The sequence below is a fragment of the Polaribacter sp. OB-PA-B3 genome, assembly GCF_054589375.1.
Genome location: NZ_BAAIIX010000004.1, coordinates 269,125 through 284,578, shown reverse-complemented (window position 1 = coordinate 284,578; position 15,454 = coordinate 269,125). Strand labels below are relative to the sequence as shown.

The 15,454-nt window shown below is 27.1% G+C and carries 15 protein-coding genes; all 15 read left to right on the top strand.

Annotated elements, in window-relative coordinates; translation table 11 throughout:
• Window positions 1-40 precede the first annotated feature (40 nt).
• The 15 genes from ACYPV9_RS09960 (at window position 41) to ACYPV9_RS09890 (ending at window position 15,440) form a co-directional block, all read left to right on the top strand.
• Window positions 41-1,579: an oligosaccharide flippase family protein gene (locus ACYPV9_RS09960; protein WP_459743396.1), complete on the top strand. Its 1,539-nt coding sequence runs from the start codon at window positions 41-43 to the stop codon at window positions 1,577-1,579.
• Entirely contained in the window at window positions 1,579-2,640 is a 1,062-nt protein-coding gene (locus ACYPV9_RS09955) for a glycosyltransferase family 4 protein (protein WP_459743394.1), read from the top strand. Before ACYPV9_RS09960 ends, ACYPV9_RS09955 begins: the two co-directional genes overlap by 1 nt.
• Window positions 2,640-3,854, top strand: coding sequence for an O-antigen ligase family protein (locus ACYPV9_RS09950; protein WP_459743392.1), 1,215 nt, complete (start codon window positions 2,640-2,642; stop codon window positions 3,852-3,854). The genes ACYPV9_RS09955 and ACYPV9_RS09950 overlap by 1 nt, the downstream gene beginning before the upstream one ends.
• Before the next feature lie 11 nt (window positions 3,855-3,865).
• Window positions 3,866-5,038: a GumK N-terminal domain-containing glycosyltransferase gene (locus tag ACYPV9_RS09945; RefSeq protein WP_459743390.1), complete on the top strand. Its 1,173-nt coding sequence runs from the start codon at window positions 3,866-3,868 to the stop codon at window positions 5,036-5,038.
• Window positions 5,038-6,195 carry a glycosyltransferase gene (locus tag ACYPV9_RS09940; protein ID WP_459743388.1) on the top strand — a complete coding sequence of 386 codons (1,158 nt, stop codon included), beginning with the start codon at window positions 5,038-5,040 and terminating at the stop codon, window positions 6,193-6,195. The genes ACYPV9_RS09945 and ACYPV9_RS09940 overlap by 1 nt, the downstream gene beginning before the upstream one ends.
• 15 nt (window positions 6,196-6,210) lie before the next feature.
• Window positions 6,211-7,332, top strand: a complete 1,122-nt coding sequence (locus tag ACYPV9_RS09935; RefSeq protein WP_459743386.1) for a glycosyltransferase — start codon at window positions 6,211-6,213, stop codon at window positions 7,330-7,332.
• Window positions 7,332-7,496 carry a hypothetical protein gene (locus ACYPV9_RS09930; RefSeq protein ID WP_459743384.1) on the top strand — a complete coding sequence of 55 codons (165 nt, stop codon included), beginning with the start codon at window positions 7,332-7,334 and terminating at the stop codon, window positions 7,494-7,496. The genes ACYPV9_RS09935 and ACYPV9_RS09930 overlap by 1 nt, the downstream gene beginning before the upstream one ends.
• 156 nt (window positions 7,497-7,652) lie before the next feature.
• Complete coding sequence (locus tag ACYPV9_RS09925; protein WP_459743382.1) at window positions 7,653-9,062, top strand: Coenzyme F420 hydrogenase/dehydrogenase, beta subunit C-terminal domain; 1,410 nt, start codon at window positions 7,653-7,655, stop codon at window positions 9,060-9,062.
• Window positions 9,063-9,081: 19 nt separating this feature from the next.
• Entirely contained in the window at window positions 9,082-10,224 is a 1,143-nt protein-coding gene (locus ACYPV9_RS09920; protein WP_459743380.1) for a polysaccharide pyruvyl transferase family protein, read from the top strand.
• A 2-nt stretch (window positions 10,225-10,226) separates the two neighbouring features.
• The gene (locus ACYPV9_RS09915) at window positions 10,227-10,772 is read left to right on the top strand and encodes an LbetaH domain-containing protein (RefSeq protein WP_459743378.1); all 546 of its coding nucleotides are present in this window, start codon (window positions 10,227-10,229) and stop codon (window positions 10,770-10,772) included.
• Complete coding sequence (locus tag ACYPV9_RS09910) at window positions 10,765-11,688, top strand: glycosyltransferase family 2 protein (protein ID WP_459743376.1); 924 nt, start codon at window positions 10,765-10,767, stop codon at window positions 11,686-11,688. The genes ACYPV9_RS09915 and ACYPV9_RS09910 overlap by 8 nt, the downstream gene beginning before the upstream one ends.
• A 4-nt stretch (window positions 11,689-11,692) precedes the next feature.
• The gene (locus ACYPV9_RS09905) at window positions 11,693-12,439 is read left to right on the top strand and encodes a glycosyltransferase family 2 protein (RefSeq protein WP_459743374.1); all 747 of its coding nucleotides are present in this window, start codon (window positions 11,693-11,695) and stop codon (window positions 12,437-12,439) included.
• A 1-nt stretch (window position 12,440) separates the two neighbouring features.
• Window positions 12,441-13,364, top strand: coding sequence for an NAD-dependent epimerase/dehydratase family protein (locus tag ACYPV9_RS09900; protein ID WP_459743372.1), 924 nt, complete (start codon window positions 12,441-12,443; stop codon window positions 13,362-13,364).
• Window positions 13,365-13,369: 5 nt separating this feature from the next.
• Window positions 13,370-14,341, top strand: coding sequence for an MraY family glycosyltransferase (locus ACYPV9_RS09895; protein ID WP_459743370.1), 972 nt, complete (start codon window positions 13,370-13,372; stop codon window positions 14,339-14,341).
• Window positions 14,334-15,440, top strand: coding sequence for a DegT/DnrJ/EryC1/StrS family aminotransferase (locus tag ACYPV9_RS09890; protein WP_459743368.1), 1,107 nt, complete (start codon window positions 14,334-14,336; stop codon window positions 15,438-15,440). Before ACYPV9_RS09895 ends, ACYPV9_RS09890 begins: the two co-directional genes overlap by 8 nt.
• Window positions 15,441-15,454 lie beyond the last annotated feature (14 nt).

Sequence of the window (15,454 nt, the reverse complement as noted above, 5' to 3'; positions counted from 1 at the left end):
TCAAAAAGATGAGAAAAGAGATAAAATTAATTTGTGATAAATGGATGGAAATAAAAAAATAATTTCAAATACTATTATTACATATTTAAAGTCTTTAATAACAATTGTTATTTCATTAGTTACAACTAGGTACCTATTAGACTATTTAGGACAAAGTGACTATGGTTTATTTAATGTAGTTGCTGGTGTTGTATTTATGCTTGCTTTTTTAAACACTACTATGGCCAATGCAACACAGCGTTTCTTATCTTTTAATATTAATAATAAAGAAACAGTTAATAAATTATATAATAGTAGCTTTGTTATTCACTTTATAATAGCCGTTTTATTTATATTTTTTATAGAGGTTGTTGGGGTTTATATGGTTAATAATCAACTGAATATTGATTTAAGTAGGTTAGAAGCTGCTAATGTGTTGATTCAAATTGTAGCTGTCTCTACATTTTTTGTTATTCTTTCAATTCCTGTAGAAGCTTTAATTATTTCAAAAGAAAATTTTAAATTTCTTGCAATATCAAGTACATTAGAAGTAATTTTAAAATTTATAGCAGTTTTATGCCTTTTATTTGTAAATCATGATAAAAGATTAGTTTTTTATGGTCTATTACTAGCACTACTTACTGTTTTTATAAAGGTGTTAAAATTTATTTATTTGCACTGGAAATATAAATATGTTAAAATTAACTTTTCGAAGTTTTTTGACAAAAACATAATTAAAGAATTAACCTCATTTGCAGGATGGAATTTATTTGGATCATTAAGCACGATAGGTAAAAATCAAGGTTTAACAATCATTTATAACTTATTTTTTAACACGTCAGTTAATGCTGCTTATGCAGTTGCAACACAAATTTCTTCACAATTATTGTTTTTTTCTCGAACACTAATGCAAACAATTAGACCTCAAATGGCTAGTAGTGAGGGTGAAGGAGATAGAGTTAGATTGATGGATCTAATTTTTAAAAGTTGTAAATTTAGTTTTATGTTGACTGCTTTTGTAGTTATTCCCTTTCTTTTTGAATCTAAGAGTATATATAGATTTTGGTTAGGAGATGATTACCCAAATTATACAGAACTTTTTACTTTTTTTATTCTTATTAATATCCTCCTATATCAACTGACTATAGGCATACACTCAGGAATTCAATCTATAGGAAAAATAAAAAATTATCAAATAACAGTGGGTGTCTTTGAGTTATTGGCGCTACCTGTAAGCTATTTGTTCTTTAGTTTAGGATACCCTGTTGTGTTTGGGATGATTTTTTATACATTAAGCGAAATAGCAGCCAACACTACCAGAATAATTGTTATAAAAAAATTAACCAATTTTAATTTAAAAAATTACTTTGCTGAAGTTCTTTACAAACAAATCATTCCGGTTTTTTCGTCAATTATTACCTGTTATGTTGTAGTGAATATCTTTGATTTCAAATATAGGTTTATCTTAACTATATGCTTATCTATTACTGTATTTGTTTTTACTGTTTATTATTATTCATTTAATAAAGAAGAAAAATTTTTTGTTAAACAAATGTTTAGTAAAATTTCAAATAAAATTTCAAATAAAATGATTAATTAATGAATAATCTCAAAATTTTTTTTACACCATATTATAAAAACAATCCTTATCAAAAAAGAATTATTGATAAGTTTAGAGAGATTGAAGTAAAAATTGATATTGCAGCTACAGGAACTAGCGCCTTTTTTAATACACCTAAATTACATACTGCTGATATTATTCATTTCCATTGGTTTGAACCTTTTATAAAATCGAATTCTTATTTAAAATCATTGTTTAAGGCAATGGTTTTTTTACTTAGATTAAGTTTCTTTAAAAAGAATAAAAAGTATGTTTGGACGGTTCATAATTTAGTAAACCATGAGAAAAAAAATGTTGCTATAGATCAGTTTTTTTTAAAATATTTCACCAAACTTTTAGATGCCTATTTTGTTCATAATTTATTTACAAAAAACAAATTAGTAAATGAATTAGGGATAGCAGAAGAAAAAATTTTTTTAATACCTCATGGTAATTATTGTGAGGATTATTCTCCTTTTTTAGGAGATAAGAAAGCGTTTAAAAAAGATATTATAAAAATACCTGAAGACAAATTTACATTTACTTTTTTAGGAAATATTCGTCCTTATAAAGGTGTCTTAGATCTTATAAGTGCCTTTAAAAGGATGAACAACGATAATTGCCAATTATTAATTTGTGGCCATGTAACAAACCCTAAAGATATTCAATTAATTAACAAAGAAGTACTAGGCTTTTCTAATATACACTTTAAACCAGGTTATGTAGCAGATAACGAAATTCAAGGTTATATAAAAACATCCGATGTAACGGTATATCCATATAAAGACATCTTAACTTCGGGTAGTTTAATTTTAGGTATGTCTTTAAAAAGTGCTTGTTTGGTTTCTAATGTTGGTAGTATGACAGAGTTAATACCAGCAAATTGCGTTTTTAAAGATAGTGATGATTTAGTAAACAAGATGGATGTTTTGTCAACTAAAGAAAATTCTGAGATAGAAAGCTTAGGTGAAGCTAATTTTAAAAAAATTGAAACAAATACTTGGTTAGCAATGGCTACTAGTTTAAATGAGGTTTATTCTAATTTAATGAAGAGTTATTAATGAGCCACATAAATACACTTGCTAATAAATTACACGTATATTTTTTAATAGCACCTATTTATTTACGCTTAATAGCACCAGAAAGTTTAGAAATAAAATTAACTACGAATATATTTGGTTACAGTTTTTTCTTACCAGAAATTTGTTTTTTTCTTCTTCCATTTGTAGCTCCCTTAAAAATAAATGCCTTAAATAAAAACTTTAAATTAATACTTTTAACCCTACTAGGTGTTTTTTTAGGGTATTTATCTGCTGTAAATGGTGGTTCTTCAGAAGTTACTAATAACTTTTTAGCCGGTACAGATTTCTATGGTACATTATTGGTGTTTTTATTTTTTCCTTTAAATAAAGGAAATGTAAAGTATTTACTAAAACCGACCTTTTTATTGGTTACAATAATTAGTCTTGAAATAATTTTGTATAGCTTTGGTATTTTATCTTATGAAAAAGAGTTGAGTGGACACGATTTTGGAGGTATTAGTAGAATTAGTACAACAATAGCGGCTGCTACCGGTACAGCTGTGGCTTATTTTTTAATGAGTATTATATTATACACTGTAATGCCAATTAAATTAAAGAAAATTTTTATACTTATAGCTGTAGTTGTTTGTAGTATTACATTAACAAGAAGTGTTATGATTGTTAATGTAATTTTACTTGTTTTCGTATTTAAAAGAGACAAAAGCGTAAAGCTTAATAAAAATAAAAAGTTTTTTAGATTTTTAGGAATCATTATTTTATTGATAGGCTTAACCTTTTCTTTTAATAAAATTGGTATTATAGATAGTATTGCCTCAAGAAACGATAGTTTAGAATATGGTAATGTAGATGTGTCTAATGGGCGATTTAGAAGATGGGAAGCTAGTATTGCTTTTTTTAATGAATCGCCAATTTTGGGCACAGGAGCAAATTTGGTAACCATGCATAAAAGAGCCAGATATGCTAAAGTAGAATCTAAAAATTTATTTTCTCCGCATAATGCATTTATATTGGTGTTAATGGAGAGAGGAATAATTGGCATATGTATTTTTTTACTAATAATATACTTATTAGTAAAACCTATAAGAATAAAGAAGAATAGTGTTCAAAAAATAGCATTACTTCTTAGTATAACTATTTTAATGAATACAGAAATTGTAATTTTGTTTTCAGAATTTACTGGTTTATTTCTTATTGTTTCTAATTTATCTAAAATTGAAGATTTAAAGACATAATTTATAATTAAATGACTAAAAAAATAGTATTTCTTACATTTCACAATTGGGAGTCTAAGAGACAAGGTGGGTTTCATAAATTTGCAGAAGGTTTTGCTAATAAAGGATGGAAAGTGTTTTTTTTTAGTGTACCAAGGCCTTATTATTCTTATTTTAAGAAAGATGAAAGGTTAAATAAAGCTGTGTTAAAAAAACTAAGCAAAGGGGTTAAATATACAGTAGGAAAAGGGGAATTGCATAATTTAACACTACCTACATTGGCATTACCAGGAGGAATTAGAAAATTCTTTTCTAATAATATTAATGAATATTTACAAAAATCTTCTTTAAGAAGTACAAATAAATTTTTAAAAAATAAATTTAAGGGAGTTTCGCATTTTGTGTTTGAATCTAATGAAGCTTTATTATACTATAAAAAAATAAAAAAGCTTTTTCCAAAAGCAAAAATTATTTATAGGCCCTCAGACCCTGTTTGTGCTAATAAAAATGCCAGTAAATATATTATAGCCGCAGAAAAAGAAATTTTATTTAATGCAGATGCTGTTTTTATAGTAAATGATGAAAATTTTGATACCGTTACATGTTTTTACAAAGAGTACACAAAAGCTAAAAATTGTACTATTTTAAACAACGGTGTAGACTTAGATGCTTATACTAAAATGTATTCTAAACCAGAGGTATTACAAAAAGAAAACACGGTATTGTATGTTGGTGCTAGAGATATAGATTGGGATATGATTGTTAGTGCTGCCCAATTAGATAAGCATTTAAACTTTGTAATTGTATGCCCAGAAAAGCCAAATCAAAATTTTTTAGAGTTTCTAAAAAAAGAAAATACTAACCTTTTTTATATACCAGGTATTAAACCTACAGAAGTACCTAGTTATATTACAAATGCAGATGTAGTTATTGTACCCAATCCTAAAGATAGATATAAAACTAAAAATTGGGGTATCACGGCAAAATATTTACAAGCTATGGCAGCAAAAAAACCAATTGTTGCTTATCATGATGGGGAGTATTTAAAAGATTATGAAATAGAACCGGTATATAATACAACAGACTTTTTATTAAAAATTAATAGTGCATTAAAGAAACCAACTGCAAATTATAGCTACAATTTAAAGTTTAGAGATTGGAATGTTCTAACAGATAAGTTTTATAATTCAATAGTTAATTTGTAATGAAAAAGATAGTATTTATAACAAAACACGATCCTACCAAAATAGGTGGTGGGGCATTTGCTACAAGAGCGTATTTAGAAGCTCTAAATAAAATATATCCTAAGCAAGTAGTTTTGTTTGTGGCAGACTCTTATGAAGAGAATGTATTAAGTTACGAGTCTTCTAAAATTATTAAAGTGCTACCAAGAACTAAGTTTAGTGCTATTTTAGGAATCTTAATAGGAAAACTAACTAGGTTTGATACAGTAATTAAATCTTGGGCAAATAAAAATAAAGACAATCTAGATACAGTAGTTTTTGATGGTAGTGTGGTTGGTGGTAGTTTTATAAATATATTTAAAAAATTTAATTGTAAACTAGTAACGATACACCATAATTATGAGGTAGAATATCAAAAAGAAAATAAAAGTATAGAAACTATTAGAGGTAATTTTTTATTTTGGATTAAAAAGTTTGAAAAAAGAGCATATTTATCATCTCATATAAATTTGTTTTTAACCCAGCCAGATTTAAATTTATTTAAAGTAAAGTATGGTAATAGTAGTTCTACACAAAAAGTAATTGGTTGTTTCGAGTTTTTTAAAAACAAAGAGATTATTTATAATAAAAATACAACTTCTTTTAATTCTAAAGAAACTTTAAAATTAATTATTAGTGGCTCTTTAGTTACATATCAAACTTTAGATGGGGTTAATTGGTTTTTAGAAGCTATATACCCTAAATTAAAAGAAAAACATAAAAATATAGAAATAATTATTACAGGTAGGTCTCCAAGTGAAGAGTTAATGCAAAAATGTAAAGAGTTAAGTGTTACAATTATTCCATCTCCAAAAGATATCAGAAAAATTATAGCAGAAGGCGATATTTATATTTGCCCAACAAGATTAGGTGGTGGTTTAAAATTAAGAATAATGGACGCTCTAGCACTAGGTTTACCCTGTGTAATACAAGAAAAATCTTATAGAGGCTATGAAAATATTGGAGAATCTAATTTTATAACTAAGTTTTCTAACGAGGTAGATTTTTTTACAACATTTGATGAATTATTATTAAATATTAAAGACAATAGTAATAATAGAGATTACATTAGAAACGAATATAATAAAGAGTTTTCTTTTGATGCAGGTGTTATTCGATTAAAAACTTTATTAAAATAAATTAGTATTATATAAATGAAAAAAATTTTAGTAATGTACCCCGGTTTTCCACATTATAGAAATGGTGTAATTGAAGAGCTACTAGAAGATAAAGAAAATGAATATTTCTTTATTGGAGATAAAAATATGATGGGAACATCTATTAAAGCTTACGAATTTAAGGGGAATAAAAAATTCTTCAACACACCTTCGTTTAGATTTAAAAGTTTTGTTTTTCATAAGAAAATGATATCCTATATTTTAAAAAATGATTTTGATAGATATATATTACATTCGTCTCCATTTTGGATTACTATTTTAATTTCTTTTTTTATTTTAAAATTAAAAGGAAAAAAATGTTACAATTGGACTCATGGATTATTAAAAAATGAAGATAATTTTAAAACTAAATTTTATTTAAATTTTTACAAACTTTTTGATGGTATTTTATTGTATGGAGATGGAGCAAAAAAGAATATGATTGCTAAAGGGTTTCCTGAAAAAAAATTAAAAGTGATTTATAATTCATTAGATTATAAAACACAGGTTTTAAATAGAAATAAATTAAAGACAGAAGATTTTCTTGAGTTAAAGAAAAAAATATTTGGTAAAAATTATAATAGAGCTCAATTAATATTTATAGGAAGGTTAACAAAACAAAAAAAATTAAGCGTTTTAATAGATTTGATTGACATTTTAAATAAAAAAGGTGAAAAGTTTAATCTTCTATTTGTTGGAGATGGTACCGAAAAAAATAATTTAGAAGAGTTAACTTTTAATAAAAAATTAAGTCATCAAATTAAATTTTATGGACCTTCTTATGATGAATTTGAAATTTACAGTTTAATAGCTAGTAGTGATTGCTGTATTTCCCCAGGTGAGATAGGCTTAACTGCAATTCATGCATTAACTTATGGTACACCAGTAATTTCTCATAGTAATGCCAACTTTCAAATGCCAGAATTCGAATCTATTATTGATGGAGAAAATGGCAAGTTGTTTAAACATAATGATATGGACAGTCTAGTTAATGCAGTTTTAACTTGGTTTGCTCAAAATAAGAATAGGGAGGTAATTAGAAATAATTGTTACAAAATAATTGATAATGTTTTTAATCCTGTTAATCAAAAAAATATTATAAATAACTTTTTAAAATAATGAAAAAATTCATAAAAAAATATTTACCATTTGGCCTTTATATAGGTGTTTTAATAGCATATTACAAAGCATATGTTAAGTTTGTTAAATATTCTTCAGTAGTAAAAGATGATGGGAGTACAAAATTAATTAGTAAAATTATTGCAGATTATCATGTAGTATAAAAAAGATTAACCATTTTTTATATTTAGAGGAATTACTGCAAAGAAAATAAAGGATAGATTTGAAAAATGAAACAGATATATATAACCACAAATTAATGTTATCAAAGAAAATGAAAATTTTGGTTTCGATAAATTATGTAATTAAAGAAGAAATAGATGGAAGGAAATTTATATAAAGTTGTTGATGGGAATTATTGTGTTGGTTGTGGGGCTTGTGCTTTTGCAAGTAAAGGAGTAATGAAAATTAATGAATATGGAGAGTATACACCTGACTTAAATAGCGAAGTTTTTAAAAATAAAGATACTATTAAAAAAGTTGAAGCTGTTTGCCCATTTTTGAAACCTGAACTAAATGAAAATGTTTTAGGAGAACAATTTTTAGATGGTAAATCTAACTTTAGTGATAAAATTGGATTTTATGAGAAGGTTTATGCGGGTTATGTTAATGAACAAGAGTTTAGAAATAATGGTACATCTGGTGGTTCAGGTACATGGGTAGGAGCAGAATTACTAAGATTAGGCTTAATTGACGGGGTAATTCATGTTAAGAAAAGTGATAGAATAAATACTGGAGATCCATTTTATAAATATGGATTAAGTGTTTCACAAGAAGAAATTAGAGATGGTGCAAAAAGTAAATATCATGTTGTTGAAGTTTCAGAAGTACTAAATCTTGTTAAAGATAAACCAGGTAAGTATCTGTTTATAGGAGTCCCTTGTCTTGTGAAAAGTATAAGAAGAATTCAAATAGTAGATCCATTAATTAAAGAAAGAATTGCATTTACTGTCTCACTTGTCTGTGGTCATTTTAAAAGTATAAATTGGACTTTATCTCTTGGTTGGGCTAAGGGTATTGAGCCAAATATGATGGATAATATTCAATATAGAACTAAAGGAGATGGAATTCTTGCTCGAAAATATATTTTTAGAGCTTGGGAAAAAGGTTCAAAAAAGGATGATTTTATTCAAGCAGATTCAGCAAAAGTGGCAGGGGGTAAATTTAATCAAGGAGCCTTAATGTTACCAGCTTGTAATTTTTGTGACGATGTTGTAGGAGAAACAGCAGACTTAACAATTGGAGATGCTTGGTTACCTCAGTTTGAAGCAGATGATAATGGTACCAATTTGTTGATTTTTAGAAATAAAAAGATTTTAGATGTTTTTGAGGATGCCAATAAAAGAAATCAAATTAATATAGTTGAGATTTCAGAAAAAGATGCGATTAACTCTCAATCAGGAGGTTTTAGACAAAGAGGAGAAGGGTTGGCTCATAGAATTAAAAATAAAGAAAAACAAGGTATATGGGTTCCAGAAAAACGTGTTAAATCATCTGATTTTAAGGTGTCTTATTTAAGAAAGAAAATTTATTCTAAAAGGGAAGAAGTAACGATGTTAACTAGAGAGTCTTTTTTTAAAGCTTTAGAACTTAACGATTATAACTATTACTATCAAACGACAAATAAAAAAATTGAAAACTTAAGAAAATTAGAACTTTCCAGTATTTTCTTTAAAGCATTGAAGAATAAAGTACAAAGAAAATTTCAAAAAATAAAAAGAAACAAATAACCAGTTCAATAAAATCATTATGAAAAAAATTGGAATTATTACTATTGTGCATGTAAATAATTATGGGGCTGATTTGCAGGCTTTTGCATTACAGCATAAGTTAAATCAATTAGGTTATGATGCTGAACTTATTAATTATTTGTTTTATAAAAATCCTAAATTTAAACCTACTAAAAGGTCTCAATCTTTTATTAAATTATCTTTAAAACAAAGAATAAAAGAGTTTGTGTATCCATATTTTAAAATTGTTAAATCGTTACCTTATTTGCAACAAAAAAAGTTGAGAGATAATAAGTTTTCAGAATTTCATAAGTTAAATACAAAACAAACAAAAGAAATAAATACAATAGATAAATTGTATGCATCAAAATTTGATTATGATGTTTATGTTGTAGGAAGTGACCAGGTTTGGAACCCAAATACAAATATTAATATCGAACCTTATTTTTTGACATTTGCACCAAAAGATAAATTAAAAATCTCTTATGCCTCAAGTTTTGGAGTAAATTCAATTCCAGAAATTCACCAAGAAAAATATGCTTCTTTGTTAAATAACATAGATAAAATTGGTACAAGAGAAAAAACGGGGGTAGAAATTGTAAATAATGTTTCAGAAAAAACGGCTACTTGGGTTTTAGATCCTACTTTTTTATTAAATAAAAAAGAATGGAGTGAATTTGCTGTTTCTACAGATATTAATAAACCGTATTTATTAATGTATGTTTTAACAGACTCTGATTATATTTCTAACCTTGCTACCCAGATAGCTGATAAACACAACTTACAAATTGTTAGAATTTGTAAAAATGCGTTTGTAGAAGACAAGTCTGAAGGAGTCATTAATATTATAGATGCTGGCCCAAGAGAATATCTTGGTCTGTTCGAAAAAGCTAGTTTTGTTTTAACAACTTCTTTTCATGGAACTTGTTTTTCTGTTAATTTTAATATTCCATTTTTTACGATCTTAAAGAAAAATAAAACAAATAATTCAAGACAAATTGATTTGTTAGCAGATTTAGGAATTGAAGATAGAATACTTTTTGTAGATGATATAGTTTCAGATGAAGGTGTAATTTCTATTGATTTTACAAAGGTAAATTTGAAATTAGAAAAAAATAGAGCTAATTCATTAAGTTTTTTAACAGAGGCAATATCGAATTAAAAATGAAACATGATAAATATCAAAATAAGTTAGGAGTTAAAAACAAATTAGCTCGTCTTTTATGGTGGTTTGTTTGGAATTTGTTGTTTCGCCCTTTTTCCATGCCATTATTTAAAAAATGGCGAATTTTATTATTGAAAATTTTTGGAGCAAAAATAGGAAAAGGTTGTAAAGTTATGGCCTCAGTGAAAATTTGGGCACCATGGAATTTAGAGTTAGGAGATTACGTTGCTATAGGATTTAATTCGTTTTGTTATAATCCTGCGAAGATAATTGTTGGAAATCGAGTTTCTATTTCTCAAAGAGCGCATTTATGTAGTGCATCTCATGATATCACAAAAAAAAATAATCCTTTAATAACAGCACCTATTGTTATTAAAGACAGAGCTTGGGTGGCTGCCGATACTTTTGTAGGCATGGGGGTTACCATAGGTGAAGGAGCTGTTGTTGGTGCTAGAGCTTCCGTTTTTAAAGATGTAGATTCTTGGACAGTTGTTGGTGGTAATCCTGCTAAATTTATAAAAAAAAGAGTTATAGGTAATGAGTAAACAAAAACCATCTTTAACGGCTTTAGTACTTACCTTTAACGAAGAAATGCATCTAAAGAGGTGTTTAGAATCGTTAAAGGATGTTTGTGAAGAAATTTTAATAATAGACTCCTATTCAAAAGATAAAACAGAAAGTATTGCTAAAGAATTTGGAGCAAGATTTTACCAGAATCCATTTACGAATCATGCAGCTCAATTGAACTGGGGTATCAATAATGGAGAAATAAAAACTGATTGGGTTATTCGTGTTGATGCTGACGAATATATTTCCGAAGAATTGGCACTAAATATAAAAAACAAGTTATTTGACGTAAACGATACTATTACAGGAATAAGAGTAAAAAGGTTAATGTATTTTTTTAATAAACCTCTTAAAAAAGGAGGAATGTATCCCATTTGGCATTTAAAGTTATGGAGAAATGGTAAAGCTCATTGTGAACAGCGTTGGATGGATGAGCGTATGAAATTGATTGAAGGTGAAACGGCTACTTTAGAAGGAGATTTGATAGACGATAACTTGAACAACATCAATTGGTGGACGACTAAACATAATAATTATGCTACACGTGAAGCTATAGATATTTTAGATAAAATTTACAATTTTACGAACTCTAATGTTGTAAAGGGTAATTTTTTTGGAAACTCAGAAGAAAGACGACGTTGGCTTAAACTAAAGTATTTAAAATTACCTTTGTTTTTTAGACCCTTTTTGTTTTGGTTTATTAGATATTTTTTACAGCTTGGTTTTGTTGAGGGAAAAAGAGGTTTTGTATGGAATATTTTACAGTGTTTTTGGTATCGTTTTTTAGTAGATACTAAAATTTTTGAAGCATATAAAAATGCTGGTAAAGACAAAGAAAAACTAATTTCATATTTTAAAGATGAATATGGCTACGATATCACTAAAGTAAGTTAATAATATGAAAATATCAATTATAACTGTTTGCTATAACAGTGATAAAACTATAGAGAAAACTATAAAATCAGTTATTTCTCAAACCTACAAAAATATAGAATATATAATTGTAGATGGTAAATCTAAAGATACCACGATAGATATCATAAAGAATTATGAATCTAACATATCTAAATGGATATCAGAACCTGATAAAGGCTTATATGATGCAATGAACAAAGGTATTGCTTTATCAACAGGAGATATTGTGGGTATTTTAAATTCTGACGATATCTTTACGGACAATAAAGTTTTAGAAAATGTAGCGAATTTTCACTTACAAAACAAGGTAGAAGCATCTATAGGTAACATTATACAGTTTAATGAAGCAGGAAAAACGGTTCGTAAATATTCAGCAAAAAACTGGAACCCAGAGAAATTAAAAATTGGTTTTATGCCAGCACATCCTGCAATTTTCTTCAATAGAGAATTGTTTGATAAATATGGTGTTTATCATTTAGATTTTACCATAGGTGCAGATTACGAATTAATTACACGTTTTTTTCTGAAGCATAACATTACATGGAAGTTTTCCGATATTACAACAACTTCTATGTTAATAGGAGGGTTAAGTAGTTCTGGTTTAAGTAGCTATAGATTGATTTCTAAAGAGATAAAAAAAGCTTTAACAAGAAATAATATTCCATTTAATTATGCTAAAGTTAAATTAAGAGGTTTCTGGAAGATTGTTGGATTTTTAAATAAAGCTTAATTTGAATAAGAAATTACAAATTGTAACAGGTAATAAAGGTTTTGTTGGAAGTAATTTATCTTCATATTTAATTAACCAAGATAAATTTTGTATTGGTGTTTCTAGAAATCCAACTATAGATGAATTGAGTTATCAAGCCTTAAGTTCAGAAGACTTAAATAAAGCGAAAAGTTGTATCCATTTAGCAGGAAAAGCCCACGATTTAAAAAAAACATCAGAAGATTCAGAATATTTTGAAGTAAATACAGAGTTAACAAAAACTTTGTTTGATCAATTTTTAAAAAGTGATTGTGAAGTTTTTATTTATATGAGCTCTGTAAAAGCTGCAGCAGATGTTGTTGAGGGTATTTTAACAGAAGATGTTACACCAAACCCTGTAACTGTTTACGGAAAATCTAAACTAGCCGCAGAAAACTATATTTTGTCTAAAGAGATTCCGCAAGGTAAAAGGGTCTATATTTTAAGGCCTTGTATGATTCATGGGCCAAATAATAAAGGTAATTTAAACCTTCTATACAGTTTTGTATCAAAAGGAATACCTTACCCTTTTGGTAAATATGAAAATAAAAGATCTTTTGTTTCAGTAGAAAATTTGTGTTTTGTGATTAATGAATTAATAGATAACACTAATATAGAATCTGGGGTTTATAATGTTGCCGACAATGAATCACTATCTACAAAAGATTTGGTAAAAATAATGGGAGAGGTTACAAATAAACCTGCTAAGATTTTGAAGACACCTAAATTTTTAGTGAACACTTTAGCCAAATTAGGTGACATCTTACCTTTACCTATAAATTCAGAACGATTGCAAAAGTTAACAGAAAACTATGTTGTTTCTAATCAAAAAATTAAAAATCAAATAGAAAAAGAATTACCTTTATCCGCAGAAAAAGGAATAGAAAAAACGATAGCATCATTTTAATATTTATGAAAATCTACGTACTTGTTACATTACTTTTAGCAATATTGTCTTATTTATACTTAAAATTAGCAATTAAATTTAAGATAATTGATAAACCAAATCAAAGAAGTTCTCATACAAAAATTACTGTTAGAGGAGGCGGAATTATTTTTCCGATTGCCATTCTATTGTTTTTTATTTTAAACGATTATCAATACCCTTATTTTGTTTTAGGCGTTTTTTTGATTTCAGTGATTAGCTTTTTAGATGATATTTATACCTTAAGCTCTAAAATTAGATTTCCTTTTCAGTTTTTAGGTGTCTTTTTAATTTTATATCAAGTTGATTACCCTTTTTCTCCAATTTATTTATATGTTTCATTCTTGTTTTTAGGCATTGGAGTTGTAAATATGTTCAATTTTATGGATGGTATTAATGGCATAACGGGCTTATATTCTTTAGCAGTGATCTCGGGGTTGTTTATGATTAATAATACTGAAAATATTGTAGATAATAATTTGTTAATATATACAGCAATATCCTTAGTTATTTTTGGATATTATAATTTTAGAAGAAAAGCACTGTTTTTTGCAGGGGATATAGGTAGTATTGCAATAGGGTTATTTATGTATTTTGTAGGTTTTTTAATGGCAATAAAATTAGCATCACCATTAATCTTATTGATAATAATTGTTTACGGAGCCGATGCGGGCAATACGTTGCTGTACCGTAAAATTTTCACGAAAGAAAGCATTTTCGATCCACATAGGCATCATATTTATCAAAAATTAGTAGATGTTTATAAAATTTCTCATTTAAAGGTTGCGGGTATTTATGCAATACTGCAATTACTTGTTAATTTTATAGTTTATAAAACGTATAATCTAAAATTGTCAATACAGTTTATCGTTTTTTTTGCATTAATATTTATTTTTATCTTGGGTTACATATTTTTGTTTAGGAAAATAAAACAAGATTTAGCTTTAAAAAATGAGTAAAAGAATAGCGCTTTCGAGTAGTAATATCTCTGTGGATTTACCTTCAGAAATAAATACTACTAATTATAATGTTATTGCTGATTTTGAAGGTAAACTCGAAAAATACCTTGGAGCAAAAAAACATGTTGTAGCTCTAAATTCCGGGACTTCTGCTATTCATTTAGCTTTAATTTTAAGCGGAGTTACAGAAGGAGATGAGGTTTTATGTCAATCTTTCACTTATGTTGCAACGGCAAATCCTATTTTATACCAAAAAGCAAAACCAGTTTTTATTGATAGTGAGTCAGATACTTGGAATATTTGTCCGAAACACTTAGAACGAGCAATTAAAGACAGAATTGCCAACGGGAAAAAACCTAAAGCAATTATTATCGTTCATTTATATGGAATGCCGTGTAAAGTTGAAGAAATTGTATCTATTGCTAAAAAGTATCAAATAACTTTAATTGAAGATGCTGCAGAAGCACTAGGTTCTGTTTATAAAGATCAAAAATGTGGAACTTTTGGTGATTTTAGTATTTTTTCTTTTAATAATAATAAAATAGTATCCTCATTTGGTGGTGGCGCATTAGTTTGTAACAATATTGAAGAAAAAATAGAAGCTATTTTTTTAGCAACGCAAGCTAAAGATAAATCAGAATTTTATTCACATTCTAAATTAGGGTTTAACTATAGAATGAGTATTATCGCTGCGCTTATTGGTGTTGAAGAATTAAGTCATTTAAGAGAATATGTAAGTGCAAGAATCGCGAATCATCAAAATTATAAAAGTCTTTTAGAAGATGTTGATGGTGTTTCATTATTAAAAGAAAATGATGATTTTATGAAATCAAATCATTGGTTAAGTTGTATTTTGATTGATTCTAAGACTTCAGAATTTACTAATAAGAATTTACGAGATCAGTTCGAGAAAGACAATATCGAATCAAGACCGCTATGGAAACCTTTACATTTACAAACAATTTTTGAAAATTGTGTTTATTATGGAGAAAATATAGCAGAAAACTTATTTAAAAAAGGGTTATGTTTGCCTTCTAGTTCCAATTTAACAAAAAAGGATTTTAATCGAATATCAAATTCAATTCAGAAATTTTTGTAAATTCGTTCTTTATA

Excerpts from the sequence above, each read along its gene's own strand:
- ACYPV9_RS09925 (WP_459743382.1), top strand. The coding sequence starts at position 7,653 with ATGGAAGGAAATTTATATAAAGTTGTTGATGGGAATTATTGTGTTGGT.
- ACYPV9_RS09930 (WP_459743384.1), top strand. The coding sequence starts at position 7,332 with ATGAAAAAATTCATAAAAAAATATTTACCATTTGGCCTTTATATAGGT.
- ACYPV9_RS09940 (WP_459743388.1), top strand. The coding sequence starts at position 5,038 with ATGAAAAAGATAGTATTTATAACAAAACACGATCCTACCAAAATAGGT.
- ACYPV9_RS09905 (WP_459743374.1), top strand. The coding sequence starts at position 11,693 with ATGAAAATATCAATTATAACTGTTTGCTATAACAGTGATAAAACTATA.
- ACYPV9_RS09895 (WP_459743370.1), top strand. The coding sequence starts at position 13,370 with ATGAAAATCTACGTACTTGTTACATTACTTTTAGCAATATTGTCTTAT.
- ACYPV9_RS09945 (WP_459743390.1), top strand. The coding sequence starts at position 3,866 with ATGACTAAAAAAATAGTATTTCTTACATTTCACAATTGGGAGTCTAAG.
- ACYPV9_RS09915 (WP_459743378.1), top strand. The coding sequence starts at position 10,227 with ATGAAACATGATAAATATCAAAATAAGTTAGGAGTTAAAAACAAATTA.
- ACYPV9_RS09950 (WP_459743392.1), top strand. The coding sequence starts at position 2,640 with ATGAGCCACATAAATACACTTGCTAATAAATTACACGTATATTTTTTA.
- ACYPV9_RS09935 (WP_459743386.1), top strand. The coding sequence starts at position 6,211 with ATGAAAAAAATTTTAGTAATGTACCCCGGTTTTCCACATTATAGAAAT.
- ACYPV9_RS09910 (WP_459743376.1), top strand. The coding sequence starts at position 10,765 with ATGAGTAAACAAAAACCATCTTTAACGGCTTTAGTACTTACCTTTAAC.
- ACYPV9_RS09955 (WP_459743394.1), top strand. The coding sequence starts at position 1,579 with ATGAATAATCTCAAAATTTTTTTTACACCATATTATAAAAACAATCCT.
- ACYPV9_RS09960 (WP_459743396.1), top strand. The coding sequence starts at position 41 with ATGGATGGAAATAAAAAAATAATTTCAAATACTATTATTACATATTTA.
- ACYPV9_RS09890 (WP_459743368.1), top strand. The coding sequence starts at position 14,334 with ATGAGTAAAAGAATAGCGCTTTCGAGTAGTAATATCTCTGTGGATTTA.
- ACYPV9_RS09920 (WP_459743380.1), top strand. The coding sequence starts at position 9,082 with ATGAAAAAAATTGGAATTATTACTATTGTGCATGTAAATAATTATGGG.